The 25001-nt window shown below is 65.5% G+C and carries 27 protein-coding genes; 15 read left to right on the forward strand and 12 right to left on the reverse strand.

Annotation, left to right across the window (positions count from 1 at the left end; all coding sequences use genetic code 11):
- Positions 1-36: 36 nt before the first annotated feature.
- The 3 genes from ACS8Y6_RS08055 to ACS8Y6_RS08065 all read left to right on the forward strand — a co-directional run bounded on the left by ACS8Y6_RS08055 (position 37) and on the right by ACS8Y6_RS08065 (position 2082).
- Positions 37-945 (forward strand): LysR family transcriptional regulator, encoded by a 909-nt coding sequence (locus ACS8Y6_RS08055; protein ID WP_440855353.1) that lies wholly within the window; start codon positions 37-39, stop codon positions 943-945.
- A gap of 85 nt (positions 946-1030) precedes the next feature.
- The gene (gene def, locus ACS8Y6_RS08060) at positions 1031-1579 is read left to right on the forward strand and encodes a peptide deformylase (protein ID WP_440855354.1); all 549 of its coding nucleotides are present in this window, start codon (positions 1031-1033) and stop codon (positions 1577-1579) included.
- 77 nt (positions 1580-1656) lie between these two features.
- Positions 1657-2082 (forward strand): lysozyme inhibitor LprI family protein, encoded by a 426-nt coding sequence (locus ACS8Y6_RS08065; protein ID WP_440850096.1) that lies wholly within the window; start codon positions 1657-1659, stop codon positions 2080-2082.
- Between the two features lie 79 nt (positions 2083-2161).
- Here the strand turns inward: ACS8Y6_RS08065 and gndA are convergent, their stop codons facing one another.
- Positions 2162-3574, reverse strand: a complete 1413-nt coding sequence (gene gndA, locus ACS8Y6_RS08070; RefSeq protein ID WP_440850095.1) for an NADP-dependent phosphogluconate dehydrogenase — start codon at positions 3572-3574, stop codon at positions 2162-2164.
- A gap of 210 nt (positions 3575-3784) precedes the next feature.
- Here gndA and ACS8Y6_RS08075 point away from each other — a divergent pair, with 210 nt between their 5' ends.
- Complete coding sequence (locus ACS8Y6_RS08075) at positions 3785-4237, forward strand: YaiI/YqxD family protein (RefSeq protein ID WP_440850094.1); 453 nt, start codon at positions 3785-3787, stop codon at positions 4235-4237.
- A gap of 343 nt (positions 4238-4580) precedes the next feature.
- Complete coding sequence (locus ACS8Y6_RS08080; protein WP_109993088.1) at positions 4581-4787, forward strand: cold-shock protein; 207 nt, start codon at positions 4581-4583, stop codon at positions 4785-4787.
- A gap of 463 nt (positions 4788-5250) precedes the next feature.
- On the opposite strand, the gene ACS8Y6_RS08085 is transcribed toward ACS8Y6_RS08080, so the two are convergent.
- Complete coding sequence (locus tag ACS8Y6_RS08085) at positions 5251-5457, reverse strand: hypothetical protein (RefSeq protein WP_440850093.1); 207 nt, start codon at positions 5455-5457, stop codon at positions 5251-5253.
- Positions 5458-5593: 136 nt separating this feature from the next.
- On the opposite strand from ACS8Y6_RS08085, the gene ACS8Y6_RS08090 reads away from it, so the two are divergent.
- From ACS8Y6_RS08090 to ACS8Y6_RS08120, 7 genes are all read left to right on the forward strand, one after another.
- Positions 5594-6022, forward strand: a complete 429-nt coding sequence (locus ACS8Y6_RS08090; protein ID WP_440850092.1) for a YkgJ family cysteine cluster protein — start codon at positions 5594-5596, stop codon at positions 6020-6022.
- Between the two features lie 425 nt (positions 6023-6447).
- Positions 6448-7785: an APC family permease gene (locus ACS8Y6_RS08095; RefSeq protein WP_440850091.1), complete on the forward strand. Its 1338-nt coding sequence runs from the start codon at positions 6448-6450 to the stop codon at positions 7783-7785.
- A 596-nt stretch (positions 7786-8381) separates the two neighbouring features.
- The gene (locus ACS8Y6_RS08100) at positions 8382-9608 is read left to right on the forward strand and encodes an ABC transporter substrate-binding protein (protein WP_440850090.1); all 1227 of its coding nucleotides are present in this window, start codon (positions 8382-8384) and stop codon (positions 9606-9608) included.
- Between the two features lie 167 nt (positions 9609-9775).
- Positions 9776-10537: an ABC transporter ATP-binding protein gene (locus ACS8Y6_RS08105; RefSeq protein WP_440855355.1), complete on the forward strand. Its 762-nt coding sequence runs from the start codon at positions 9776-9778 to the stop codon at positions 10535-10537.
- A complete protein-coding gene (locus ACS8Y6_RS08110; RefSeq protein WP_440855356.1) occupies positions 10537-11259 on the forward strand; it encodes an ABC transporter ATP-binding protein in 723 nt (240 codons plus the stop codon). The genes ACS8Y6_RS08105 and ACS8Y6_RS08110 overlap by 1 nt, the downstream gene beginning before the upstream one ends.
- A gap of 2 nt (positions 11260-11261) precedes the next feature.
- Positions 11262-12122, forward strand: coding sequence for a branched-chain amino acid ABC transporter permease (locus ACS8Y6_RS08115; protein ID WP_440850087.1), 861 nt, complete (start codon positions 11262-11264; stop codon positions 12120-12122).
- A complete protein-coding gene (locus ACS8Y6_RS08120) occupies positions 12119-13090 on the forward strand; it encodes a branched-chain amino acid ABC transporter permease (RefSeq protein WP_440850086.1) in 972 nt (323 codons plus the stop codon). Before ACS8Y6_RS08115 ends, ACS8Y6_RS08120 begins: the two co-directional genes overlap by 4 nt.
- Positions 13091-13448: 358 nt before the next feature.
- Here the strand turns inward: ACS8Y6_RS08120 and ACS8Y6_RS08125 are convergent, their stop codons facing one another.
- The 4 genes from ACS8Y6_RS08125 to ACS8Y6_RS08140 form a co-directional block, all read right to left on the reverse strand.
- On the reverse strand, positions 13449-14063 hold the full coding sequence (locus ACS8Y6_RS08125; protein ID WP_440850085.1) for a trimeric intracellular cation channel family protein: 615 nt from the start codon (positions 14061-14063) through the stop codon (positions 13449-13451).
- On the reverse strand, positions 14060-14764 hold the full coding sequence (locus tag ACS8Y6_RS08130) for a class I SAM-dependent methyltransferase (RefSeq protein ID WP_440855357.1): 705 nt from the start codon (positions 14762-14764) through the stop codon (positions 14060-14062). The genes ACS8Y6_RS08125 and ACS8Y6_RS08130 overlap by 4 nt, the downstream gene beginning before the upstream one ends.
- Positions 14765-14860: 96 nt before the next feature.
- Positions 14861-14989 (reverse strand): hypothetical protein, encoded by a 129-nt coding sequence (locus tag ACS8Y6_RS08135; RefSeq protein ID WP_440850083.1) that lies wholly within the window; start codon positions 14987-14989, stop codon positions 14861-14863.
- A 96-nt stretch (positions 14990-15085) separates the two neighbouring features.
- Positions 15086-15715 (reverse strand): flavin reductase family protein, encoded by a 630-nt coding sequence (locus ACS8Y6_RS08140; protein WP_440855420.1) that lies wholly within the window; start codon positions 15713-15715, stop codon positions 15086-15088.
- A gap of 281 nt (positions 15716-15996) precedes the next feature.
- Between ACS8Y6_RS08140 and ACS8Y6_RS08145 the strand changes: the two genes are divergently transcribed.
- Complete coding sequence (locus ACS8Y6_RS08145) at positions 15997-16392, forward strand: hypothetical protein (RefSeq protein ID WP_440855358.1); 396 nt, start codon at positions 15997-15999, stop codon at positions 16390-16392.
- Positions 16393-16486: 94 nt separating this feature from the next.
- On the opposite strand, the gene ACS8Y6_RS08150 is transcribed toward ACS8Y6_RS08145, so the two are convergent.
- Positions 16487-16861 carry a hypothetical protein gene (locus ACS8Y6_RS08150; protein ID WP_440855359.1) on the reverse strand — a complete coding sequence of 125 codons (375 nt, stop codon included), beginning with the start codon at positions 16859-16861 and terminating at the stop codon, positions 16487-16489.
- A 166-nt stretch (positions 16862-17027) separates the two neighbouring features.
- On the reverse strand, positions 17028-17711 hold the full coding sequence (locus tag ACS8Y6_RS08155; protein WP_440855360.1) for a nucleoside/nucleotide kinase family protein: 684 nt from the start codon (positions 17709-17711) through the stop codon (positions 17028-17030).
- A 315-nt stretch (positions 17712-18026) separates the two neighbouring features.
- Here ACS8Y6_RS08155 and ACS8Y6_RS08160 point away from each other — a divergent pair, with 315 nt between their 5' ends.
- Positions 18027-18818: a 3-hydroxybutyrate dehydrogenase gene (locus tag ACS8Y6_RS08160; protein ID WP_440850078.1), complete on the forward strand. Its 792-nt coding sequence runs from the start codon at positions 18027-18029 to the stop codon at positions 18816-18818.
- Positions 18819-18893: 75 nt separating this feature from the next.
- Here ACS8Y6_RS08160 and ACS8Y6_RS08165 read toward each other — a convergent pair whose 3' ends face one another.
- Entirely contained in the window at positions 18894-20270 is a 1377-nt protein-coding gene (locus tag ACS8Y6_RS08165) for an NAD-dependent succinate-semialdehyde dehydrogenase (protein ID WP_440855361.1), read from the reverse strand.
- 130 nt (positions 20271-20400) lie between these two features.
- Between ACS8Y6_RS08165 and ACS8Y6_RS08170 the strand changes: the two genes are divergently transcribed.
- Positions 20401-20559, forward strand: coding sequence for a hypothetical protein (locus ACS8Y6_RS08170; protein WP_440850076.1), 159 nt, complete (start codon positions 20401-20403; stop codon positions 20557-20559).
- A 3-nt stretch (positions 20560-20562) separates the two neighbouring features.
- Here ACS8Y6_RS08170 and ACS8Y6_RS08175 read toward each other — a convergent pair whose 3' ends face one another.
- The 3 genes from ACS8Y6_RS08175 to ACS8Y6_RS08185 all read right to left on the reverse strand — a co-directional run bounded on the left by ACS8Y6_RS08175 (position 20563) and on the right by ACS8Y6_RS08185 (position 24701).
- Positions 20563-22683 carry an FUSC family protein gene (locus ACS8Y6_RS08175; RefSeq protein WP_440855362.1) on the reverse strand — a complete coding sequence of 707 codons (2121 nt, stop codon included), beginning with the start codon at positions 22681-22683 and terminating at the stop codon, positions 20563-20565.
- A 42-nt stretch (positions 22684-22725) separates the two neighbouring features.
- On the reverse strand, positions 22726-23616 hold the full coding sequence (locus tag ACS8Y6_RS08180; RefSeq protein WP_440850074.1) for a DMT family transporter: 891 nt from the start codon (positions 23614-23616) through the stop codon (positions 22726-22728).
- Between the two features lie 134 nt (positions 23617-23750).
- Positions 23751-24701 (reverse strand): cytochrome C oxidase assembly protein, encoded by a 951-nt coding sequence (locus ACS8Y6_RS08185; protein WP_440855363.1) that lies wholly within the window; start codon positions 24699-24701, stop codon positions 23751-23753.
- Positions 24702-25001: the final 300 nt, after the last annotated feature.

A 25001-nucleotide genomic window follows, 5' to 3' on the forward strand; every position in this document is an offset into this window, starting at 1 on the left:
CATTTTCACACTATTGCGAAAGGCGCAATAATAGCGATGGACGATTTCAAGGCACTGCGCACTTTCCTGCTCGCGGCCGAACGCCATAATTTCGCGGCTGTGGCCCGCGAACTCGGGGTCACCCCGGCCTCTGTGACGCGCACGATCGCGGCGCTGGAAGCCGACCTTGGGGTGCAGCTTTTCGTGCGTACGACACGCCGAGTGAGCCTGACCAGCGCGGGCGCCGCCTACGCCGCGCGGCTGCGCCCGGCCATGGCCGCGGTTGCGGAGGCCCGGCGCGAACTGCTCGATGCCCATCGCGCGGATGCCGGCACGCTGCGGATCAACGCGCCCATGTCTTTCGGGATGCGGGTGTTGCCTGCGGTGCTCTCGGCCTTTCGCTCGCACCATCCGAACATCCAGGCGGAGGTGTCGCTGTCGGACGAAATGGTGGATATCGTGGAAGGCGATTTCGATCTGGCCGTGCGGATTTCCGGGCCGCCGAACGACAAGTTCACGATCTGGCGCAAGATCTGTCCGATCGAGCGGTTTCTCGTCGCTGCGCCCGACACACCATTCGCCGCGGCGGTTCATCCCAACGATCTGCCGCGCGATGCCTGTCTCGGCTTCAGCCCCGACGGCCGGAGCGAAACCTGGCGGTTATCGCATGGCACCACACACGTTGATGTGCCCGCCGGGCGACCGATCTGTGCGAACAACGGTGAATTTCTGGCCCGCATGGCGGCGGCGGGTGACGGCGTGGCGCTGTTGCCCGAGTTCATCGTCGCCGACGCGCTGGCGGCCGGCCGGCTGGTGCGCGCGCTGCCCGAGTGGTCACCCCCGCCGATCTGGCTGACGCTCTATTACCCGCCGTATCAGCGCTTGCCGCCACGCGTCGCGGCGTTCTCCGATTTCTTCGAATCGATGATGCACGCAAACCGGGGTGCCGCCGGGCCGGCGGGCTGAGTTGCAAGCCGAGCACGTGGCCGGGGCTGCCCGGGACGGGCGCGCGCCTGTATTCTGGCGCGCAGGTTCACGGCCAACGAAGCATATGGCGATACGCAAGATCGCGCGCATGGGCCACCCCGTGCTGCGCCGGCCCACCACGGCTGTGTCGGATGTGTCCGATCCCGAGATTCAGCGCCTGATCGCGGACATGAAGGAGACGCTGGCCGATGCCCAGGGCGTTGGCCTGGCCGCGCCGCAGGTGTATGCGACCAGCGCGGTACTGATGTTCTTCGTGCCGCCATCGCGAGCCGTCGGCGACGCGAACGAAGACGGCGTGCCGCTGACGGTATTGATCAATCCCGAGATCGAGCCGATCGGCGACGAACAGGTCGGTGGCTGGGAAGGTTGTCTGTCCATTCCCGGCCTGCAGGGCTATGTGCCGCGCTGGCAGCGCATCCGTTACCGCGGGCTGGATGAGACCGGCGCCTCGATCGAGCGTGAGGCCGAGGGTTTTCATGCCCGCGTGGTGCAGCATGAATACGATCATCTGCGGGGCGTGCTCTACCCCGAGCGCATGACCGACATGACGCGCTTCGGCTTCGCCGAGGAGCTGATGCGCCACCCGATGGGCGAGCCGACGAACGCCGATTGAATCGGGCGCGCCCGGGTGGCGCGTCGGGCGTGTAGATTGCCTCTAAAGAACGGGACGTTCCACGTGGAGGCAAGACCATGAAACATTGGGCGCTGGCGTTGCTGTTGTTCTGCAGCGTAGCCGGCGCGGTGGATAACCCGGATACGCCGGATTATCTCGGCGCTTTTCACCAACGCATGCAGGCATATCAGCAGCGTATCGATCACGCCCGGACCACGGCCGACATGAGCCAGGCGTCGGTCGCCAAGGCCAAGGCGCTGGATCACGAACTGAACACGGCCTATCGGATGCTGATGGCCCGCCTCTCGCCGGAGCAGCAGACCGCGCTGCGTGCGTCGCAGCGCCGATGGCTGAAATATCGCGACGCCGAATTCGCGTTTCTCAACACGACGTTCACGCGGCAATCGCATGGCACGTCATCGGTGCTGACGGTCGGCCATGCCCGCAACGCGCTGGTCTACGCACGCGCGCAGGAACTCTGGGATTATCTGGAGGAGCTTTGAGTTGCGCCGTCGTACTCAGCGCTTGTGCAGCGGCCCGGTGCTTTCCCGGCGCCGGGCCCGCTGATGCGCTAGTCGCGCCTCACTCGCTCCACTGTTCGTGGAAGCTGCCGTCCTTGTCCACGCGCTCGAAGGTGTGGGCGCCGAAGAAATCGCGCTGGGACTGCAGCAGGTTGGCCGGCAGCCGGTCGGCGCGGTAGCCGTCGTAGTAGGCGATCGCGGAGGCGAAGCAGGGCACCGGCACGCCGGCCTTCACCGCCGTACCCACCACTTCGCGCAACGCATCCTGATAACGATCGGCGATGTCCTTGAAGTACGGGTCGAGCAGCAGGTTGGTCAGCTCGGGGTTGCTGGCGTAGGCATCGGTGATCTTCTGCAGGAAGCCCGCGCGGATGATGCAGCCGGCGCGGAAGATGCCGGCGATGGCGCCGTAGTCCAGCGGCCAGTCGTATTCCTCGGCGGCGGCGCGCATCTGGGCGAAGCCCTGGGCATAGGAAATGATCTTGGAGAAATAAAGCGCCTTGCGCACCGCTTCGATGAAGGCATCGCGGTCGCCGATGTCGATCTTCGGATCGGGGCCGGTGAGCTGCTTGGAAGCCGCCACGCGCTCGGTCTTGAGCGAGGACAGCACCCGCGCGAACACCGATTCAGTGATCAGCGGCAGCGGCACGCCGAGATCGAGCGCGCTCTGGCTGGTCCACTTGCCGGTGCCCTTCTGGGCCGCGCGGTCGAGCACCATGTCGACCAGATCGTTGCCGGTCTCGCCGTCCTTCTTGAGGAAGATCTGGGCGGTGATCTCGATCAGGTAGCTGTCGAGCTCGCCGGTATTCCATTCGGCGAAGGTCGCGGCCAGCTCGGCGTTGGACATGCCGGCAACGTGCTTGAGCATGGCGTAGCTCTCGGAGATGAGCTGCATGTCGCCGTATTCGATGCCGTTGTGCACCATCTTCACATAATGGCCGGCGCCGTCCGGGCCGATGTAGGCGACGCACGGCGTGCCGTCCGGCGCGCGAGCGGCGATCTGCTCGAGGATCGGCGCGACCATGTCGTAAGCCTCGCGCTGGCCGCCGGGCATGATCGACGGCCCATTGAGCGCGCCTTCCTCGCCGCCGGACACGCCGGTGCCGATGAAGTGCAGGCCGGATTCGGCCAGTTCCTTGTTGCGGCGGATGGTGTCCTGAAAGAAGGTGTTGCCGGCGTCGATGAGAATGTCGCCGTCCTCGAGCAGCGGCTTGAGTTGTTCGATCACCTTGTCGGTGCCGGTACCGGCCTTGACCATCATCAGGATCCGGCGCGGTTTTTCCAGTGACGCTACGAAGTCCTCGAGCGAGAACGTCGGCACCAGATTGCGGCCCGGCGACTCGGCGATCACTTCGTCGGTCTTCTCGCGCGAGCGGTTGTAGACCGAGACGGCATAGCCGCGGGACTCGATGTTCAGCGCAATATTGCGGCCCATTACGGCCATGCCGATCACGCCGATCTTCTGTTTGCTCATGACAACGTCCAGTAGGGGAAACACAGAGAAAATACCGAAAAAACCCCGCCCTTGTCTGGGCCATATCGCGACGCGGCGGTCTCGGCGCGCGGCGCTTTGCACGGAGGATGCATCACCTGGCCGGGATATCCGTGTGATCATGGGACCAGGAAACGGCGTCTGGCGCCGCGAGTACGGCGCCGTCCGGCGGAGTCGTTCCGGGAGAGCAACGTGCAGATATGGGTGGATGCGGACGCCTGTCCCGTCGCAGTGAAACAGACGCTCTATCGCGCGGCCAGGCGCACCGGCACGGCCGTGACGCTGGTCGCCAATCGCCCGTTGAAGGTGCCGCGTCTGCCGCAGGTCAGCGCCGTGCAGGTGGCCGCGGGCTTCGACGTGGCCGACGACGAGATCGCCCAGCGTCTGGAAGCCGGCGATCTGGTTGTCACCTCGGACATCGCGCTGGCGGCGGCCGTCCTGGAACGGGGCGGCGCCGCGCTGAGCCCGCGTGGCGAGGTCTTCTCGGCCGATGACATCGCGGCCAAACAGACCATGCGCGATTTCATGGACACGTTGCGCGGCAGTGGTATCCACGGCGGTGGCATGCCGCCGCTGGGCCCGCGCGAACGTCAGGCGTTTGCCAACGCACTGGATCGCTGGCTCGCACAGGCGCGCAAATCCTGAGCCGATCACCCGTTCGCGCGCGGAATTTGCGCAACAATCCCGGGTTTTTGGTCGCCGGCGAAATAAATCGAACGCCGGTTTGCCGCCGGAAAGGGGCGTCGGCGATGGCCGGCCCGACATGGCTGGGCGGCGTTATTTTATTTATAAGTTTCTGAAAAATATTATTTATTTCTATGCGGGCAGCGATGGAGGCCGAGTCGCCCCGGGCCGGCCGGCCGGCGAAATACCCTGGCCCGGCCGGTTGCCGTGCAATAAAGCGTTCGTGCATGCGCCGACATCCGCGTATGGTGGGACCCGCAGGCAACTGCATTAATCAAAATCGGTTAGATACCAAGAGTAAATTATGTCCAAAGGCACAGTGAAGTGGTTCAGCTCCGAAAAAGGCTTCGGCTTTATCGCTCCTGAAGACGGCAGCAACGATCTGTTCGTGCATCATTCCCAAATTCAGAGCGGCGGCGGTTTCGCCACGCTCAACGACGGCCAGGCCGTCGAGTTCGAAGTTGGCGAAGGCAAGAAGGGCCCCTGCGCCAACAACGTGGTCCCGCTCTAAGTAGCGATTCCACGCAGGAACGAAGGCGGGCCGGGGTTTTCCCCGGCCCGTTTTTTTTGCCCGGCGTTCCGGCTTCGGTCCTACGCCGACGGTGCTGACGAAACCACGCCCGTCGAGACAGCCCTGGCCAGCATCCCGTCCCGGAACCCCTTGATGCCAGCGTGGCCGTTGTCGCCCCGGGTGATCTCGTTGAAGGGCAGGCGGGGAGGTCGCTTCGTACAACTCGCGGGTCAGCCTGCTCACCGGCTGTTACCCGTCATCGGCCCTTGCTCTAATTCGCCCGGCCGACGAGGGCGACGAATACCGAGTAGGCCACTGAGGTGCGGCCGATCATCGCCTTGTTCCGTTGCAAGATGATCTGATAGCTGTCGGCGAGCCGATGCTCGCGATCCCCTGCGATCAACTCAAAGGCATTCTCAAACCGCGTTTTCTGCCGGGCGGCGGCTGACGGTGCCCGCCTGCCTCACAGCCGAATCCACCAGGCGAGCCCGATCAGAACGACGTCGACGGCGACCAGAAGGTAGGTATTCGTGATAAACCAAGGGTCGATCATTAACAGCGTACCGACCATCCAGGGCATGATCGCTTTCTGGCGACTGCCGTAGGTGAAAAAGCCGATCCCGACCGCGCCGAACAGTAGGCTCCAGATCATCAATGCCGAATCGTTCATGCCGTGGCCGGACTGTGAAGTGGACAGGAGCCGTCATGGTACGGCAGCGCGCCGGTTTGCCGGCTATCGACCGGGGCCGCGCTTTCGGGCACTATCGCATCGTCACCACTGCCGCGGCGCGGCTATTCCATTGCCCATGCATCCGTGTATGACCTGTGGCGCGTGCTGCGCCACGTATCGTGTGGCCTTTCACTGGCTGGAAACCGAGGCATCGCCGAGCCACGAAGGTGTGCCGGCCGCCCTGACCGAAGCCCTCGATCCGCACCGCCTGGTGATGCGGGGAACGCGCAATGCGCCGACGCGTTGTGTGGCCCTGGCGGCCGAGATCGGTCGCGCCGCGCACTGTCGTATCTATGAGCGCCGGCCGAGCGTTTGCCGCGAGGTCGCGGCGTCCTGGGAATTCGGGCAGGCCAGTCCGCAGTGTGACCGCGCGCGCTCGGCGCACGGGCTGGTGCCGCTGACGCCGGCCGACTGGCCCGACCTGGCGCGCCCCGCGGCCAACGAGCACGGCAATCACCGCGACGACGAGCCGCCGTCGCCTGCCCGCCCGCCGTTCGCTGCCTAGCTCGCGCACCTGAAGCAGCAATGCCTTGATTCTACTTTTCATTTGCGCTCAGTCGCGTGTATTTGCGGACAAAATGCCCAGCGGATGCAGCCCGCTGCGTGTCGGACATGATCAAGACAGGCCTCAGAGGCCGGGTTCCGGCCGGCACGCGACGGCCGGACGGCATGTTTCATGCTTCGGTGCCGATGTCATATTGGCGAATGGGCGAATCGTCAACGCACGAAGTCCCCTGCTAATGTGATCACGATCCGGCGTCGCCGGATTCGGGGGTAAGCCAGAATGCCAGGACGCCAGTTCCGAGATGGGTCAACGCGAGATGTCGATGCGTCGTCGCGCTCCGTTGCCGTGCGTGCTGGATGTGTTTGCCCGCCCGGGTCCCGTGGCCGGTAACGATCGACAATTCAGGCACAACGGGAGTCCGTGCGATGAGCGAATCAGCCAATCATAATCCCACCCTGGAACGGAGCCTCGGGCTCGGTTCGGTGGTGCTCACCGGGGTGGCCTATATGGCGCCGATGATCGTGCTGGGCACGTTCGGCGTGGTGGCCGAGGCCTCCAACGGTACGGTGCCCACGGCCTATATCGTCACCCTGATCGCGATGCTTTTCACGGCGTACAGTTACGGTCGCATGGCGCGCGCCTATCCGGTCTCCGGCTCGGCCTATACCTATGTCGGCAAGGGCATCGGGCCGAAGCTCGGCTTTCTCGCCGGCTGGCTGATCCTGCTGGATTATTTCTTCCTGCCGCTGGTGATCTGGCTGATCGGGGCCGCGTTTCTCTCGCCCGAGTTTCCGGGGGTGCCGAACTGGGTGTGGATCGTCGCCTTCATCGGGCTGACCACGGCGCTCAACATCATCGGCATCAAAGTGGCCACGGGCGTGAATTTCGTACTCATGGCGTTCCAGATCCTGGTGCTGGTGATCTTCGTGGCCCTGAGCTTCGGCCATTTCTTCGCCGGCGATACCGGCGCCACGGCGCTCACGCCGTTCTTCAATCCGCACACGTCGGTGGCGGCGATCTCCGCGGGCGCGGCGCTGGCGGCCTATTCCTTCATCGGTTTCGATGCCGTGACCACGCTCACCGAGGAAACCAAGGATCCGAAGCGCAATATCCCGCGGGCGGTGATCATCACCGCGCTGATCGGCGGCGTGGTGTTCATCATCACCAGCTACGCGGTCGAGCTGGCGCATCCGGGCACGCACTTCAAGGAAACCGACTCGGCGGCCTACGAAATCGCGATGACGATCGGCGGCAATCTGTTCGCCTCGTTGTTCATCGCCGGCATGGTTGTCACCCAGTTCGCCTCCGGCATCGCCGCCCAGGCCACCGCCTCGCGCCTGTTGTTCGCCATGGGCCGTGACGGCGTACTGCCCAGGCGCGTGTTCGCCTTCGTGGCACCGAAGCTGCACACGCCGGTGTTCAGCATTGCGTTGATCGGCATCGTCGGCCTGGCCGCGATCGGCATGAGCGTGAGTACCTCGACCTCGTTCATCAACTTCGGGGCGTTCAGCGCCTTCACGCTGGTTAACCTGAGCGTGATCGTGCACTTCTGGCGCGAACGCTCGCATACCAGCGTCGGTAACGTGTTTGGCTGGTTCATCGTGCCGCTGCTCGGTGCCGCGGTCGATGCCTATCTGCTGTTCAGCCTCGATACGCCCGCGCATGTCGTTGGCGGGATCTGGCTGGTGCTCGGCCTGGCCATGCTGGCCTGGCTGACGCGCGGCTTCACCCAGGCGCCGCCGGAGATGGCGATCGGGGAATGATGCAGATCGCCCGCGGGCCGAGCGGCCGCGGGCGGCGTGTCGGTTGGCACAAGTCTGTAGGTCGGCATCGGTGGATGGGCGCCCGGTGTCCCGGGCTCGGGTTGGCCGTACATGCGCCGGCCATGGAGGCTGCAGCGGATCGGCCGGTGCCGCGCCTACGCAGGGTCGGCGTCGCTCGCTGGTCGGGTTGGTATGTTCCCGGGCCGCACGGCCCCTCATGATCGGTCCGGTGACATCCATTCGGTCCGGCGCGCGGCGCCGGGCTGCCTATCCTCGATTCGCATATCGCCCGCGACGTATCTCCAGGGATCGGAATCGGGTCGTTTTTCCTCGAAATTCCTGCCGCACGCGCCGGCATTGCGCGCTGAAATTCCTTTCGCCCCGGGCGTTCGATAATTGCGGGGATAGCGGCCTGACCGCGGCGTACAGCCGGCACCGCGGGCATGGGGCCTGCCGACGTGGCGCGATGTTTGCTGCCTGTCGACAGCGCGACTGACGCTGAATACGACAAAGATGGTACAGAGTTTGCTCGCGTCAACGCGCATGCTCAATGTGGCATTTTGATTAACTCGATAAACAGAATAAAGGGAGATTCCATGATCAATAAAAAATGGATCGCGGTCGCCGCTCTGGCCGCCGGCTGTGCACCGTTGGCGGCCATGGCCGCTCAGACGCCGCTGCGTCTTGGTGCAGTACTGGCCTTGACTGGCGACCTGCAGTCCCAGGGCGGGCCAGGCCTGAACGGCGTCAAACTCGCCGCGCAGGAAATCAATGATGCTGGCGGCGTGCTCGGCTCGCCGGTCAAGATCTATTCGGGGGATACCCAGACCCTGCCGCAACCGGGCGTGGCGGCGGCGCAGAAGCTGGTGAACGCGAACAGCGTGGTGGGCCTGGTGGGCGCCATGTCCAGCGGCGTGACGATCCCGATCGCCCTGTCGGTAAGCAAGCCAAACCATATTCCACAGATTTCGACCGCGTCCACGTCGCCCAAGATCACCCATCTGGATGACGACGACTATTTGTTCCGCACCATTCCTTCGGATGCGTTCCAGGGCGTGGCGTTGGCCAAGGTCGTGCACGACGCCGGCGTGAACAAGGTCGGCATCATCTATGTCAACAACGATTACGGCGAAGGGCTGAAGGATGCCTTCGCCAAGGCCTACAAGGCCGATGGCGGCAGCGTCGTGGCCTCGGCCGCCTATGAACAGAAACAGGCCTCCTACGATGCGGAAATCAGCCAGGCCTACGGCGACGGTTCGACCCAGTCGCTGGTGCTCATCGGCTATCCGGAGAACGGTCAGACGATCCTGCGTCAGTCGTTGGAAGGCGGTAAGTTCAACCGGTTCTTCTTCGCCGACGGCATGAAATCGACGACGCTGGTAAAGAATCTGGGCGCGAAGTACCTCAACGGTTCGCTGGGTACGGTCCCGCAGGCCAATACCGATACGCCGGCGGCCAAGCATTTCGAGGCGGCTTACAAGAAGGCCTACGGTCAGTTGCCACCGCAGCCCTATATCGACACCGCCTATGACGCGACCTATCTGCTTGCGCTCGCCGCCGAGGACGCCAAGACGACCACCGATAGCAAGGCGATCAAGGATCATCTGCGCGACGTGGCGGATCCGCCCGGCGTCAAGATCTATCCCGGCCAATGGAAGAAGGCGGTCAAGCTGCTGCAGGCCGGCAAGAAAATCGACTATGTCGGTGCCGCCGGTGACGAGAACTTCGATCAGCATGGCGATGTCGCCGGCAGCTACGCGAAGTGGGCCATCAAGAACGGCAAGATCCAGACGGTCAATATTTTCACGCCGTCCAAGCAGTAGACGATCGACATCGCGATCGCAGACGACCCGACCCCGCTGGATCGGGTCGTCTGCGTTGGCGCGATGTGCCGAGGGCGCGCATCGTCGCCTCTCCGTGTGCAGGCAGGTAGCGCGGGCGGTGGCGGTTGGCGGTGCGCGGTGTTCCGATTCGTTGGACGGGTCCCGCTTTGATAAAAATCGAGAAGATATCCAAGTCGTTCGGCGGTATTCGTGCCGTCAATGAATGCTCATTCGAGGTCGCCAAGGGCAGCATCACGGGGCTGATCGGGCCCAACGGCGCCGGCAAGTCCACCCTGTTCGGCATCGTCGCCGGCTTCATCAAGCCCGATTCGGGGCGCATCCTGCTCGATGGCGAGGACGTCGCCGGCGTCGCGCCGCACCGGCTGTTCCGGCGCGGCCTGGTACGCACGTTCCAGACGCCGCACGAATTCTCGCGCATGACCATCCGCGAGAACCTGATGCTCGTGCCCGAAGGCCAGAGCGGTGAGAGTCTGCTGCAGTCCTGGTTGCACTGGGGGCAAGTCAAGGCAGAAGAGCGCGCGCTGCTCGACAAGGTCGACGACGTGCTCAACTTCCTCAATCTCGCGCACGTGGCCGACCAGAAGGCGGGCAATGTCTCCGGCGGCCAGAAAAAATTGCTCGAGCTTGGTCGCACCATGATGACCGACGCCAAGGTGGTGCTGCTGGACGAGCCCGGCGCAGGGGTCAATCGTACGTTGCTGGCCACGCTGGCCGAGGCGATCGAGCGGCTCAATCGCGAGCGCGGCTATACCTTCTGCGTGATCGAGCACGACATGGACCTGATCGGACGCCTGTGCGATCCGGTCGTGGTCATGGCCAACGGTAGCGTGATCGCGCAGGGCGATTTCGACAGCGTGCGCAGTAACCGGCAGGTCATCGATGCCTATCTCGGCGGCGAGGCGGCCTGATGAGTGACAGCAATCAACCCATGCTGGCGGTCGAGAAGGTCAGCGGTGGCTACGGCGACGTCAACATTCTGCACGACGTGGACCTGGAAGTTCGGGCGGGCGAGCTGGTGGTCATCGTCGGTCCCAACGGCGCCGGCAAGTCGACCCTGATGAAGGCCGCCTTCGGCCTCGTGCGGATCAATGCCGGCAGCGTACGCCTGGCCGGTGAGGACATCACCAACGTCAGCCCGGACCGGCTGGTGCACAAGGGCATGTCCTACGTACCGCAGGAACGCAACGTGTTCCCGACGCTCAGCGTTCAGGAAAACCTGGAGATGGGCGCCTATATCCGCAAGGATGACGCGCGCCCCCAGATGGAGCGCATTTTCGATCTGTTCCCGCGCCTCAAGGAGCGTCGCCGCCAGCCGGCGGGGCTGATGTCGGGCGGCGAGCGCCAGATGGTGGCGATGGGCCGCGCGCTGATGATCGAGCCGAAGCTGCTTTTTCTCGACGAACCCACCGCTGGTCTGGCGCCGGCCTACGTGCATCAGGTGTTCGACTGGATCAAGGAGATCAACGCACAGAACATCAGCATTCTCATGGTGGAGCAGAACGCCAAGCAGGCGCTGCGCATCGCCGATCGCGGCTACGTGCTGGCTACCGGTCAGAACCGGCACGAGGATACCGGCGCAGCCCTGCTCGCCGATCCGGAAGTCGCGGACATGTTCCTGGGGGGACGATAGGGATGGACATACTGCAGCTGACCTACAACGGCATCGTGCTGGGCAGCATTCTGGCGCTCGGCGCGATCGGGCTGACCATGATCTTCGGCGTGCTGCGGTTTGCGCATTTCGCCCACGGCGACCTGATGACGGTGGGGGCCTACATCGCCTTCACTTTCGTCCACTGGCTGGGCTGGCCGCTCTGGCTGGCCGCGCTTCCGGCGATCATTCTGACCTCGGTGATCGCGGTGATTCTCGACCAGCTGTTCTACCGTCGCATGCGTCGCGTGGCACCGGTGATCCTGCTGATCTCCTCGTTTGCGACCGCGCTCATGCTGCGCGCGCTCGTCCAGATCATCTGGGGCCCGGACAACCAGGTCTACGAGACCGGCATCAGCATTCCCTATCGCGTGGCCGGTCTCGTGGTCACCCCGGACAGCCTCAAGGTGCTCGTTGGCGCGGTGGTGATGGTGGTCGTGGTGCATCTTTTCCTCGCCCATACCAAGATGGGCAAGGCCATGCGCGCGATGAGCGATAACGTCGATCTGGCGCGGCTGTCGGGTGTGCCCGTCAAACGGGTGATCTTCTGGACCTGGGTGTTCGCCGGGGCGCTGACCGCGGTCGCCGGCATTCTGCTCGGCATGGACACCCGCCTGATCCCGACCATGGGCTGGAACACGCTGCTGCCGATCTTCGCCGCGACCATCCTGGGCGGCGTCGGCCGGCCCTATGGCGCCATTCTCGGCGGCCTCGTCATCGGTCTGGCGATGAATTATTCTGTACTGATCATGCCCTCGGCCTACAAGCTCGCCGTGGCGTTCGTCATCATGATCGGCGTACTGATCCTCCGCCCGCAGGGCCTGCTCAAGGGCATCAGTCTATGAGTTACCTCGGTCTTTACCATTACGGCCTGTACTTTCTCGCCACGGCCGGCATCTTCGGCATCCTGGCCCTCGGCCTGAACTTGCAGTGGGGTCTGTCGGGCGTGTTCAACCTGGGCATCGCCGGCTTCTTTGCCATCGGGGCCTATGCCAGCGCGCTGCTGACCGGTGCACCGGACCCGGAGCACTGGGGCGGCTTTTCATTGCCGCTGCCGGTGGGCGCGATCGCGGCGATGATCATGTCGGGGGCAGTGGCCTTTGTCATCGGCGCGGCCACGATCCGCTTACGATCGGATTATCTCGCCATTGCAACGCTGGGCATTGCCGAAATCATCCGCCTGGTGATCAAGAACACCGGCGATCTGACCGGTGGCGTGCGTGGCATCGCCGGTATTCCGTCGCCGTTTCATGCCGACAGCCAGCTGGTACTGCTGATTGTCGTGCTGGTCGTGATCGTTGTGCTCTACTGGCTGGTCGAGCGGGCGCGGGTTTCGCCCTGGGGGCGCGTGCTGCGCGGCATCCGCGAGAATGAAGACGCCGCCATGGCGGCGGGCAAGTACGTCACGCGGTTTCGGCTCGAGGCATTCGTGGTCGGGTCGGCCTTCATGGGCCTCGGCGGCGCGCTCTATGCCAGTTCCATCGGCTTCATCAGCCCGGAAGCGTTCCGGCCGGAATACGGCACGTTCCTGATATGGGTGATGCTGATCGCCGGCGGCAGCGGCAACAACGTCGGCGTGTTGGTGGGTACCTTTCTGGTGTGGCTGGTCTGGTCGTTCTCCAGCCTGTTGACCGACCTCTTGCCCGGCGGGCTCGCCACCCAGGCCGGCGCCGTGCGGATATTTCTGATCGGTCTGCTGCTGCAGGTCATTCTATTGGTTCGCCCGGAAGGCCTGTTTCCGGAAAAATCGCCCCGGCTGATCGGGCGATCCCGCGCCGACGCCAAAAGCCGGCACTCGCCACGCGAAAGCTGACGCCGCGCCGGATTCGGCGTCTCGGTGTCGGGCCGGGATCGATTGGAACGCGTGATATCGGTCCGACATGGCGCGCGCCTGTGGCGGCCACAGGCGCGTGAAGTCGACGCGGAATTTCCCGGCCCTAGGGCCTGTTGCCGTTTTGTACACGTGCCGCGTTGGAGACCGCAAATCCGTCGAGACAAGGCGCGCAACGCCGTATCGGCGGATTTGCGGCCCAACCCTTCGGGCCAAGCGCTGTTTTGCGGCAATACAGCGTTGTAGCTCTCTCACGTAGAACGACTACGCTACGTTCGCTACGCCTCGTCTTGCCGCAAAACTGCGCTTGGCGCGGACGCGGACGAAACGGCAACAGGCCCTAGTCCGGCAAACGGGGCACGGGCAGCCGCCAGCCGTGGCGCAGCGCCATGAAGCGCAGGCCGAAGCACAGGGCGGCGCCGGCAATGGCCGTAGCCGCCGGCGGTAGCGCCAGAACCGCGCCGAGTACGACCACCGCGGCCCCCGCGAGCGCAGCCACGGCATAGAGTTCGGCGTGCAGCACCGCCGGGATGCGCGCCAGCAGAATATCGCGCACGATGCCGCCGCCGATCCCGGTGAGCATGCCGAGCACGGCCGCCATGATCGGGTGCAGGCCGAAATCCAGCGCCTTGCGGGCGCCGACCACGGCGAACAACGCCAGGCCGGCGGCATCGAAGATCGAGACCGGGCTCTGGATGCGTTCGACCCGACGGTGGCCGAAAAAAGCCACCAGCGCCGCGATCAGCGATACCACCACATAGCGCCAATGGCCGATCGCGGCTGGCGGCGTCGCGCCGATGAGGACGTCGCGCAGAATGCCGCCGGCGTTGCCGGCCGCGAACGCCAGTACGGCGACGCCGAATATGTCGAGCCGCTTGTTCACGCCGGCCATCGCGCCACTGATCGCGAACACGAATGTGCCCGCCAGATCCAGCACGGGTAGCAGCTGGTTCAAGCGCTGCGTCCGGTCGGCGCCTGCGGGCGATGATGGCCGCTGCGTTGTCGAACCGCGAATCGCGCCACGCAGCCAGTCACGATCATCCGTAGATCATCGAACCGGGCCTCGAGTTCGTCGCGCAGGCCAATCAGGCTGTCGTCGACGTTGTCGAAGATGCCGCGGGCGTTGTAGAGCGCCATCAACCGTGTCGCCGCGGACGAACGACGTACGCCCTCGGACAGGATGGTGGCGCCGAACAGCACGCCGCCCGGCGCCAGATAGGGCATCAGGTGATCGAAGGCGCGGGCCTTGTAGGTCATCGGCCCAGGCAGGCAGTGCAGCAGGTAGTTCATCGCGATCGAACCGAAGGGCTCGGTCTCGACCGTGATCTGGGCCAGCACATCGACACGCTCGGTGCGCGGTTCATGGCGGGCGATGCGCGCCCCAGCATGCGCCAGTGCCTCGGCGTTGAGGTCGAACAGCGTCAGACGCGGCCTGGGCACGGGGAAGTGGCAATGGTCGAGGAAATAACCGGTGCCGACGCCGACGTCGAGATGGGCGGCGGCCACGTGGCGATCGTAATCGGCGCGCAGTCTGGACGTCGGGCAGCGCCAGACCCAGCGGTTCGAGGCTCGCAGCACTACGGTGTCGTAAAGTGCCAGATTGCGCCGGGTATGGATGGCCTGGCCGGCATGCGAGGACGGGGTCGGTACGTTCATGGTGTGGGCACGTGCAGGGGGGTCAGATTCGCTTGCGACCCCCGGCGCGGTCAAGGCTGGCGTCGGCGTGGCACCGAGCGACATGGCAACGGTCGCTCAAAGCAGCAGTTCCGGCCGGAACAGGGCGCGCCTTTCGATCATGTCGCGCGACAACCGGAACACGCCGTCGCCGGTGTAACGCAGCATCTCGGGCACTGGCGGGGTCGTCGCGACACGGGCCTTCACGATCTCGAATACATGGGCCTGTTGCCGTTTCGTCCGCGTCCGCGCCAAGCGCAGTTTTGCGGCAAGACGAGGCGTAGCGAACGTAGCGTAGTTGTTCTACGTGAGAGAGCACCAACGCTGTATTGCCGTCGTGTCGTTAATCTTGGGGCGCTTGTCCCTTCGGGTTGGGCCGCCCATAAAATCAGCCAGGGTCCCGATACGGCGTTGCGCGTCTTGATCGTGGCTCGCCACGACCGGCGACGCGCGCCTTGTCTCGACGGATTTGCGGTCTCCAACGCGGCACGTGTACGAAACGGCAACGGGCCCTACGAAATCGTAGCCGGCCACCAGGGTGTCGTCGTGTAACCGGCACTCGAAGCAGACATGGCACTCGCCGATCAGCGGTGCATCGACGCGCTCGGCCTCGATCGCGGTCAAGCCGAAGGCGCTGAACTTGTCGATCTCCCGGCCTGTGGTGTTGCCGACACGACAGACCGTGTCGACGAGATCGGCGCTTGGGACGTTGATCACACAGACGCCCGAAGCGCGGATCAGACGATGGCTGTGGTTGCCGCCCGAAATCATCAGCCCCACCAGCGAAGGCGAGAACGAGAGAATCGTGTGCCAGCCGAGCGTCATGATGTCGTGCTCGCCGGCATGACGGCACGACAGCAGGACCACCGGCCCCGGCTCCAGGTCGCGACGCGCCTGGGTCACCGGGAAATCCTGTTTGTCCGAAACGATCATGCCCTGTACTCGTGCGGAGGATCGCCGTTCGGTTTTAGCGGGATCGCCAAGGTCGTGCAATGGCCCCGGGGCTGGGCGCGGCACGCTGAGGCCCGCGTGGTATTGTTAATTACGATCGCTGTCCGGCGAGCGGTCGGTAATGCAATGAATTGACTAGAAATAGTAATACCATGTTTATTCCGGTCGAGTAATCCGTTCGGATTGCTTTTTTAAAGGGAATGGCGTAATTACTGTTTCCATTAAATAAACCGGACGGCCATATGCCGCGACAGGAGAACTCGATGCGTTTCATACAGCGCCCCGCCCATACGTCATTCATCGCCATCGGCCTGGCGGCCGGCGCGCTCGGCCTCATGGCCGCGAGTGTCGCGGTTGCCGCCGATACGAGCGATGCGCAGCCGGCCACCGGCGCGGCGTCCCTGCACGAAAAGGCCGGAACGCCCGGCAGCAATGCCATGACCTCGCGCATGGCGCCGACGCAGAATACAACCGGGTCGGGTGCCAACCCGGCCGCGAACAAAGCGCCCCGGATGGGCGCCAACGCGATGAGCGGCAGCAGCGGTCAGATGAAATCCGGCGCCGGCCACACGTCGATGCTGCCGCGGATGGCGCCCACGCAGAATACCAAGGGCTCCGGTCGCAATCCCAAGGCCAATAGCCTCAAGACCCAAAGCTAACCCTGGTCTGTCGCCTATCCCGAGAGCCGGGTCATTCGCCCGGCTTTTTTGGGCCGCGGCCTGGCCACGAAGCGGCAACGGCCACCCGCAGGCCCTAATCGCGCTTGTCGGTTCGGCGCTTGATGCAACTCCAGATGCCTTGATAGTCAGGGGCCCAGCGGTCCCGGCAGTATTGGGCGGCCTTGGCGGCCGGCTTGTCGGGTATGCGGCCCTGGTCCAGCATCTTCTCGCTCAGGTCGTGCTGGGCCAGGAACTGCCGGAATTCCAGCTGGTTGCGATTCTGAAGCTGCTGGCAGAGTAGATAGGTATTGTGATCGTTGGGCCATTGCCGCAGGCAGTACTGGCCCGAAGAAGTGGCCGCGGCGGCGCTTGCCGGGACCAGCATGGCGCCGGCGACCAGCAATGCAGCCAGCCCCGGGCACGCGCGCCCGGCGCGGTTTGACCGCTGCGGCGTAAATAACGAATTCATGTCCGTTTCCACCTGCCGGCGCCGCGAGGCCGCGGCGCGACCCCGATACATGTTTCATTGCCTGCAAGAGCAAGATGCGCCTTCCGCCCGGCGCGTGCAAGATGGCGCCAAGACAAGGAGCCCCGTATTCCGCCGGCGATGCGAAGCGCCGCGACCGCCGGTATTGCTATGTCGCCGGTTCGCTGAAACGCACGCAGGTACCGTCCCAGTACAACATGCGATCGGCACGAGACGCGCTGGCCACGATGCGTTCCGCGTTCGGGCGGTCGGTGGCGGCCATCCAGGCGCGGGCCTCGGACTCGCTGCGGCCGAAGCGCATATGTCGGGCGACCAGCCAATGCTCGCGACGGGTGGTTTCGACATCGAGATACCAGACGGCGTCGAGCTCGGCGGCGACAGCCGGCCAGGGGGCCTCGTCGAGCAGCAGATAATTGCCTTCGGTGATGACCAGCGGTGTGTCGGGCGGCACCGCCAGACTGGCGGCGATCGGCTCCTCGAGCTCGCGGTAGAAACCGGGTGCATAGACGATCTCGCCGGTGCCCGCGGCGGTGCGGATTCGGGCCAGCAGGGCACGATAGCCGTCGCCGTCGAAGGTGTCTGGGGCCCCCTTGCGCTCTGCCCGGCCCAGGATGTCCAGTTGCCGCTGCGACAGATGAAATCCATCCATGGGAATATTGGCGGCCCGGCCCGCCAGCGCGGCTGCCATTGCCGCGGCCAGGGTCGACTTGCCCGAAGCGGGCGCGCCGACCAGCCCCAGTATCCGCCGCTTGGGCCCGGCCGCCAGGGCGCGCACCGCGGCGAGGACGGCCGGGTCGATGGCGATGCGGTCGTCGATTGTGGCGTGGCTCATGGCAGCTGTCCTGATGCGGGGGCCTTGGCCCATTCGTCGTTTCAACGTCAAGTATGCCCAGCCGGGCCCGGGTCGCAACGTACCAGTCGTTTATTGTGCACAAAGTTCAGTCAAGGGCCTGACGGCGCGAGTGCGCGCGCAAATGAATCAGCACTGCCTTGATCTTCCGTCTTATTCGCGTGCATTGGCGGACAAAATGCCCTGGCTTATTCAGCCCGCGGCCTGTCGTACATCATCAAGACGGACCATGGCCTTGCGGGGCGGTTTCGGCTGACCGATATTGACCGGGTCATTCCGCCTGCAGCTTTTATTGCCATGTCGAACTCGACCGTCAACCCCTCGTCCGTGCCCGCCTCGGGCCGGGCCGCGCTGGTCACCGGCGGCGCCAGCGGCATCGGTTTCGCCGTTGCCGAAGCGCTTCGCGCGCGCGGCGACGAGGTACTCGTCGTGGACTTGCCGGCCGCCGATCACCGGCCCGTGGACGCCCTGGGGGCGTATTTCTTCGCCGCCGATCTCACCGATGGCCTGGCCTGCCGTGACGCGGTGGCGGAAGCCGTGCGGCGGTTTGGGCGGCTCGATATTCTCGTCAACAATGCCGGTATCCAGCATGTGGCCGACATTGAATCGTTTCCGGAAGCACGCTGGCGAATGATGATGGATCTGATGCTCACCGCGCCGTTCGTGCTCACCCAGGCGGCCTGGCCGCACATGCGCGCCGTTGGCTGGGGCCGGATCGTCAACATCGCGTCCATTCACGCCAAGGTCGCCTCGCCGGGCAAGGCGGCCTACGTAAGTGCGAAGCACGGGTTGATCGGTCTGACCCGGACCGCGGCGCTCGAGGGCGGCGCCCACGGCATCACCGTCAATGCATTGTGCCCGGCTTATGTTCGCAGCCGGCTGGTCCAGGATCAGGTCGCGGATCAGGCGCGTCTGCACGACATGAACGAAGACGATGTCATCCGGGAGATCATGCTGGCCGGCGCGGCGATCAAGCGATTGATCGAGCCGAGCGAAGTGGCCGCGACGGTGGCGTATCTCGCCTCGGATGCCGCGGCGGCGGTGACCGGCGCGGCCTGGGACATGGATCTCGGCTGGACCGCGCGCTGACGCCGGCGCGGATCGCCTAGGCAGCAAGGACGAACGGCAGCCCGCGGGCTGCCGTTGGCCGCGGGAAGCCCCCGCCTATTCGGCGATCATCACCGACTTGATATTGACGAACTCGCGCATGCCGAAGCCGCCGTGCTCGCGGCCGTAGCCGCTGTCCTTGACGCCGCCGAAGGGCAGTTCCGGTTGGGCCATGTTGAAGCCGTTGACGTTGACCATGCCGGTGTCGAACAGATCGCGGGCGATATGGGTGGCGCGGGCGCGATCGCCGGCGAACACGCCGCCACCGAGGCCATAGCGCGAATCGTTGGCAATACGGATCGCGTCTGCCTCGTCGGCTGCCCGGATCAGCACCGCCACCGGGCCGAACAGTTCTTCCTCGTAGGCCGGCGTGCCGGCGGCCACGTCCTCGAGCAGGGTGACCGGGTAGAAGCTGCCGGGGCCTTCGGGCCGCTCGCCGCCGAGCGCGCAGGTCGCGCCCGCGGCGATCGAGCGCTGGACCTGATCGTGCAGATTGTCGCGCAGGTCGGCGCGGGCCAGCGGGCCGAGCGCGGTGTTCGGATCGGTTGGGTCGCCGTACTCGATCGCCGAGAGCTGTTCGAACAACCGGCGGCGGAATTCGTCGTAGATCGCATCCACCACGATGAAACGCTTGGCCGCGATGCAGGTCTGGCCGGCATTGTAGATCCGGCCCTGGACGCAGGCCGATACGGCGCTATCCAGATCAGCGTCCGCGAGAATCATGTAGGCATCGTTGCTGCCGAGCTCGAGCACCGATTTCTTCAGACAGGCGCCGGCCTTGGCGCCGACCGCGCGGCCGGCAGCCGGGCTGCCGGTCAGCGTGACGCCGCGCACATGGTCGTTCTCGATCAGGCGTGCGGTCTGGTCGGTGTCGATCAGCAGCACCGTGAACACGCCCTCCGGCAGGCCGGCATCGGCGAACAACCGCTCCAGCGCGAGCGCGGTGCCCCAGACGTTGGGCGCATGCTTGAGCAGCACGGCATTGCCGGCAATGATGCTGGCGATGGCATAGCGCACGACCTGATAAACCGGAAAATTCCAGGGCTGGATGCCCAGGATCACGCCCATCGGCTGGTAGGTGATCAGACCCTGGCCGCCGTCGAACGCGCGTTCTTCGTCGCCCAGCACGTCGGCCGCGTGGTCGGCGCTGTAATCGCAGATCGCCGCACACAGGCCGGTTTCCCCGCCGCACTGGGAGATCGGCTTGCCCATCTCGCGGGTCATCAGCTCGGCCAGTTCGTTCTCGCGCTCGCGCAGCAGCTCGCCGATGCGGCGCACGATGTCGCCGCGTTCGGCCAGCGGCCGGGTCTTCCATTGTGCGAAGGCGGCATGGGCGGCGGTCACCCGGGCGTCGACGGTATCGTCGCTCATCAGGGGATAGGTCTCGATGACCTCGCCGGTCGCGGGATTGATGGTCTGAATGCTGCGTGCCACGGTCGGTTCCGGTGCTGCGAATGGTCGGCTCAGTGTACGCCGTAAAATGTGATCACAAAATATACGAGCTGTTGTTGGCGTGCTGGCGGTCCGCGTTCGATAATGCGGCGAAGACATACGGAGGGTGGCCATGACGACATTCTGGATCGTGATCGGGGTGGCCGTGGCGATCGCGATCGTGGCGATTGTGTTCTTCTGGTATCAGAACCAGCGTGCCAGGGCGTCGATGCGCCGGGTCGATCGCAGCAAGCTCAGGAATCTCGACGAAGACGGCTGGGACGACTGGTAGCGCTCAGCCCGCGGCCCCGGCCGGTTCGGCCAGCGGCGATTCGCCGTGCGCGAAGGCCTGAACATAGTCGGACAACGCCGAGGAGACCAGTTCCGCGCAGATTGCCGCCCGGATGACCAGCCGGCGCTCGGCCGGGTTGGTCCCTGCTTCGCCGTGGCCCCGCAGACGCTCCGCCAGATCGTGCATGGCGCGGGCGCGATCGCCGATCTGCGCGATCGAGCCGGGGCGGCGCCCGGCGAACAGGGCGCGCAGGGCGTCCAGCTCGCCGCGAATGTGCGCGTCCAGGCCGGGCGGCAGATTGATACGCTCGGCGAGCACCACCAGTGAACGCGCTTCCAGCCCGATGTTGATGGCCGCCAGTACGGCCTGGCGCGCCGAGAAGCGGAACGGCTCGTCGATCTCATCGAGCGCCAGCGCGTTCAGCCGGTCGTACATCCGGGTTTCAAAGCGTTCGCGGCTGTGCCGCCCGCCGCCGGCCAACTCGTCGAATACGCCCAGCATCTGTTCGCGCAGCCGCTGGCGCGGCGATACCGGCAGTACCAGCCGGAACGCCAGAACGGTCAACCCGATTGCGCCGAAAATGCCGAGCACGATCTGAATATAAGTGGTGAAACTGGGCAAGGCCCCGTTCTGGACATGCACCAGCAGCGAGAACATCACCACCGAGATCCGCCCCGGCAGCGCCAGCCCCGGGTCGGGCACCGCCATCGCCAGCCCGCCGACGAAAACCACGGGCAGCATCGCCAGCATCAACATGGCGTAGCTGGCGGCCTGCGGCAGGACCAGAAAATCGATCACGAAGGCGGCCGCTGCGGCCATGGTCAGGCCCTTGGCAAACCCGCCGGCGGCCGCGACCGGGTTGGGCAGGGTGGCGAAGATGGTGGTCAGCGCCGACAGCAGAATCATCAGCAGCACGGCCGGCAGCTGGTCGTGAAACTGCACCCAGAAAGCGCCGCCGAGCGATACGGCGGTGAGCGTGCGCAGGCTGTTGCGCAGCGCCTGACGCACGTCCATCGGCTGGCCGAATTCCGAGCGTCGGGAAATGTGATCACGCGGATGCTCACGCTCGGCGATCAGCAATCCGTGCGTCGTCATCGCCGCCCGGCCGCGGCTGGCCAAGCCCAGCGTTCGGCTCAACACCACGTAATCGGCCAGACTGCGAGCGTGGCCGTGTTCGGCGGGCTCGTCGGCCAACGCGCGGATGGCGTCGTGCGCTTCGTCGAACGCCCGTTTGGCACCCTGGGCGTCTTCGGGGTGTTCCGACAACCGATGCGCCGGCGCGGCGAGCGCGGCGACCGGACGGGTGTCGACGGTGTCGGTACGCCCGGCCAGGTAGATATGCAGCGACGAGGTTGCGCTGATCAGTGACAGAATGTCGTAATCCAGTCGCCGGGCGATCCGATCGAAGTTGGCGAACTGCGGGGCCTCGTAGCGCACGTATTGACGTGTCTGTTCGAGTGCAAGCGTCTGTGTTGCCAGCGCCTGCAGCGCGGGATGTGGGTCGTCCGTGCCGGCGACGCGCCCGGTCGTGGTCGATTGCCGTGACGATAATGCGGCCAGTCCGGCGAACTCGCGTCCCACATCCCGTAGCAGCGCGATCCGGCTGTTGAAGTAGTTGCGCATGCCGGTGGGCGGGGCGAACAGCACATTGACCACGGCGGTGACCATCGCCGCCAGCACGCATTCGGACACGCGCGCCACCGCGATATCGAACGGCGGCGAGGACAACGTGTGCGACAGCATCACCGTGACCCCGGCAATGAACCCGGCGATGGCGAAACCATAGGACAGATTGTTGCGCAGCAGATTGGCCCAGAACGCACAGAAGGCCACCCAGATCGCCAGCGCGGCGGCGCTGAGCGCGTAGTACTGGCCGAAAAAACCCATGATGGCCAGGCCCGCGCAGCCGGCCACGATCGTGCCCGTGGCGCGGGCGAAGCCGCGGGCCACGGCCATGCCGGGCACCGGCTGGATCATCACCGCCACCTCCAGCGAGGCCCAGTAGGGCCGGTCCAGCTGCAGCCACATCGACAGATAAAGCGCGAGTGCGATCGCCGTGCACAGCCGCAGCGAGAACAAGAGCTGGTCGATGGAAGGCGTGAGCAGCCAGGCCAGACGCGTCATGGCCGCTACTATGCCTGCGCCGCGGCGGCGGCGAAACGCGTCTCAGGCCTGCCGGGAGCGTGCCCGCTGTACGCTGAGCAGGGTGACGATGCCGATGATCAGGGCCATGCCGACGAGCTGCAGTGGCGCGAGCGTATCGCCCAGCACACCGACACCGAACAGCGCGGCGGTGACCGGCTCCATCATCGCGACCACCGAGGCCAGCACGGGCGAGGTGTCGCGCAGCCCGGCGACATACAACGGAAACGACAGACCGCCACCGGCCAGCCCCAGGGCAACGAAAAGCCCGACATCGGCGGACCCCAGCGCGGCGCCGGCGCGCCCGATATCGATCAGCGGCAGCAGTACCACCACGAATACCGCAAAGGCGATCGCCAGCACCGATGGCGGCCGGCCGTATCGGGTGGCCTGACCGAAGCCGAAGATGAACACGGCATAGGACAGCCCGCCGCCCAGCCCGGCGAGAATGCCGAGCCACGACAGCTTGGCGGGATCGACCTGGAAGACCCGGTTCAGCAGGACCACACCGAGAATGATCAGCGCCAGCGCGAGCAGTCGCGGCCAGCGCGGACGCTCGGTACGCATGACGAGCGCAGCGAGATACACGTAAAGCGGCGCGGTATAGAGCAGCGTCGCGGCGACCGCCACGCTGGTATGCGCGATGCTGATGCAGTAAAACCCCAGATTGCCGGCGACGCCCACGCCGGCGATCGCCGACGCGGCGAGCATGCGCCAGTCCGGCCGGCGATACCGCCCCGGCGCCAGAAGCCACCAGCCCAGGATGAGCGCGCCGCCGATCAGGCCGCGGCAGAAGGCCACGAGCAGCGGTGCCCGGCCATGCTCGATGAGCAGACCGGACAGCCCGCCCGATAGGCCCCAGAACGCGGCCGCCGCGATGATCAGAGGCGGCCCGGACAGCCGCGACATCGGCATGCCCTGCATCGAAGCCAGTGCGTCTATGCTGCCGCATCGGGCGCAGCGACTGAACCGAACAGGGTTGAACGCCGTTTTCAGCGGCGTTCAACGCGCCGGCCGGCGCTCGATCCGGGCCGGGCCGGCCGGTCAGATCAGAACTGCCACTGCATCACGATGGCGGTGGTGATCAGCAACGCCATGATCTGGTGGAACGCCACGATCGCGCCCGGGGCCTTGGGCTTGAGATTCACCGCCTGGAACAACAGGAAGCCCACGCCCACCTGCACCAGAACCAGCGCGAAGGCGACCGGATAGGTCGGCATGTACCAGCCCAGCGTACCGACCACCATCAGCCCGGCGATGCCATGCAGGGCCACGATCCATTGCGGCTTGCGCTCGGGCACGGTGAACTGGCCCAGCGCCTCGCCGAAGCCGCGCCCGCCGGTCACCACGCCGCCCATGAAGACGGCGAACAGCAGCGGATGGGTCGGGATGATGATCTTCAGATACAGCCCGAGCCCGATGTTGGCGTGCGCCAGCGGCAACAGATAGGCCATGAAAACCAGATAAGCGAGCAGGCCGTGGGTGCCGTGCACGATGGCCGGCGCGCGCCCGGCCAGCACATACAGCACGCCCATGCCGAACAGTGCCGTGGCCACGATCAAGCCGAGCCCGAGAAACATCTCGTAGGCCGGGTGCGTGATCGTGAGCGCCACGCCGACCAGGCCCACGAGTGTGGCCACCACACGGTGCGCGGCCTCGGGATCGCCGCGCAGCATGAGTACCACGATGTTCTTGGTATACGGCCAGCGCGTGCCCAGCGCCAGGCCGAAACCGAAGCCCTCGACGATGCTGCCGAGCATGATCAGCACCGCGGCGAACACGACCTGCGCGACCAGTAGCCCGTGCGCGAGCTGGCTGCGCACGCCGCCGCCGAAGGTCAGCCCGTGGTACAGCCCGAGAATCACGCCCACCGCGAGCAGGCCGCCGATGGCCAGCCCCACCGCGCGCACCAGCCAGGTCAACTCGCCTTCGACCACGTGATGGGGGTCGGTCGAGGGATCGCGCGATTGCTGCGCGGAACTCGCGTATTCGGAAGCCATGATATTCCTCGTCAGGATCAGTCGATGAGGTCGGCCGGCGCTCGGGGCGGCCATGATGTATTCGATGCCTCGCGCGGGCAACTGGGACGACGCGTGGCCCGCACGTGGCGATCCGGGCGGCCCCATGTGACCATGCCTGCGGATATACGCGCACGGTCGCGTTTCGGAGGCAATCGACGCGTCATCCCGGGCGCCGACAACCTATTATGCACCGCGTTGCCGCCGCCGGCCGCGCCCGGCGGCGATTTGCGCGGCGGCCCGAGCGCGAAACCGTGGCCGATGGGCTTCGACGCCCGTGGC

The organism is Salinisphaera sp. RV14, from assembly GCF_052044135.1.
GTDB lineage: Bacteria > Pseudomonadota > Gammaproteobacteria > Nevskiales > Salinisphaeraceae > Salinisphaera.

Excerpts from the sequence above, each read along its gene's own strand:
- ACS8Y6_RS08055 (WP_440855353.1), top strand. The coding sequence starts at position 37 with ATGGACGATTTCAAGGCACTGCGCACTTTCCTGCTCGCGGCCGAACGC.
- def (WP_440855354.1), top strand. The coding sequence starts at position 1,031 with ATGGCGATACGCAAGATCGCGCGCATGGGCCACCCCGTGCTGCGCCGG.
- ACS8Y6_RS08065 (WP_440850096.1), top strand. The coding sequence starts at position 1,657 with ATGAAACATTGGGCGCTGGCGTTGCTGTTGTTCTGCAGCGTAGCCGGC.
- gndA (WP_440850095.1), bottom strand. The coding sequence starts at position 3,574 with ATGAGCAAACAGAAGATCGGCGTGATCGGCATGGCCGTAATGGGCCGC.
- ACS8Y6_RS08080 (WP_109993088.1), top strand. The coding sequence starts at position 4,581 with ATGTCCAAAGGCACAGTGAAGTGGTTCAGCTCCGAAAAAGGCTTCGGC.
- ACS8Y6_RS08085 (WP_440850093.1), bottom strand. The coding sequence starts at position 5,457 with ATGAACGATTCGGCATTGATGATCTGGAGCCTACTGTTCGGCGCGGTC.
- ACS8Y6_RS08090 (WP_440850092.1), top strand. The coding sequence starts at position 5,594 with ATGCATCCGTGTATGACCTGTGGCGCGTGCTGCGCCACGTATCGTGTG.
- ACS8Y6_RS08095 (WP_440850091.1), top strand. The coding sequence starts at position 6,448 with ATGAGCGAATCAGCCAATCATAATCCCACCCTGGAACGGAGCCTCGGG.
- ACS8Y6_RS08100 (WP_440850090.1), top strand. The coding sequence starts at position 8,382 with ATGATCAATAAAAAATGGATCGCGGTCGCCGCTCTGGCCGCCGGCTGT.
- ACS8Y6_RS08110 (WP_440855356.1), top strand. The coding sequence starts at position 10,537 with ATGAGTGACAGCAATCAACCCATGCTGGCGGTCGAGAAGGTCAGCGGT.
- ACS8Y6_RS08115 (WP_440850087.1), top strand. The coding sequence starts at position 11,262 with ATGGACATACTGCAGCTGACCTACAACGGCATCGTGCTGGGCAGCATT.
- ACS8Y6_RS08120 (WP_440850086.1), top strand. The coding sequence starts at position 12,119 with ATGAGTTACCTCGGTCTTTACCATTACGGCCTGTACTTTCTCGCCACG.
- ACS8Y6_RS08130 (WP_440855357.1), bottom strand. The coding sequence starts at position 14,764 with ATGAACGTACCGACCCCGTCCTCGCATGCCGGCCAGGCCATCCATACC.
- ACS8Y6_RS08140 (WP_440855420.1), bottom strand. The coding sequence starts at position 15,715 with ATGATCGTTTCGGACAAACAGGATTTCCCGGTGACCCAGGCGCGTCGC.
- ACS8Y6_RS08145 (WP_440855358.1), top strand. The coding sequence starts at position 15,997 with ATGCGTTTCATACAGCGCCCCGCCCATACGTCATTCATCGCCATCGGC.
- ACS8Y6_RS08150 (WP_440855359.1), bottom strand. The coding sequence starts at position 16,861 with ATGAATTCGTTATTTACGCCGCAGCGGTCAAACCGCGCCGGGCGCGCG.
- ACS8Y6_RS08155 (WP_440855360.1), bottom strand. The coding sequence starts at position 17,711 with ATGAGCCACGCCACAATCGACGACCGCATCGCCATCGACCCGGCCGTC.
- ACS8Y6_RS08160 (WP_440850078.1), top strand. The coding sequence starts at position 18,027 with ATGTCGAACTCGACCGTCAACCCCTCGTCCGTGCCCGCCTCGGGCCGG.
- ACS8Y6_RS08170 (WP_440850076.1), top strand. The coding sequence starts at position 20,401 with ATGACGACATTCTGGATCGTGATCGGGGTGGCCGTGGCGATCGCGATC.
- ACS8Y6_RS08175 (WP_440855362.1), bottom strand. The coding sequence starts at position 22,683 with ATGACGCGTCTGGCCTGGCTGCTCACGCCTTCCATCGACCAGCTCTTG.
- ACS8Y6_RS08180 (WP_440850074.1), bottom strand. The coding sequence starts at position 23,616 with ATGCCGATGTCGCGGCTGTCCGGGCCGCCTCTGATCATCGCGGCGGCC.
- ACS8Y6_RS08185 (WP_440855363.1), bottom strand. The coding sequence starts at position 24,701 with ATGGCTTCCGAATACGCGAGTTCCGCGCAGCAATCGCGCGATCCCTCG.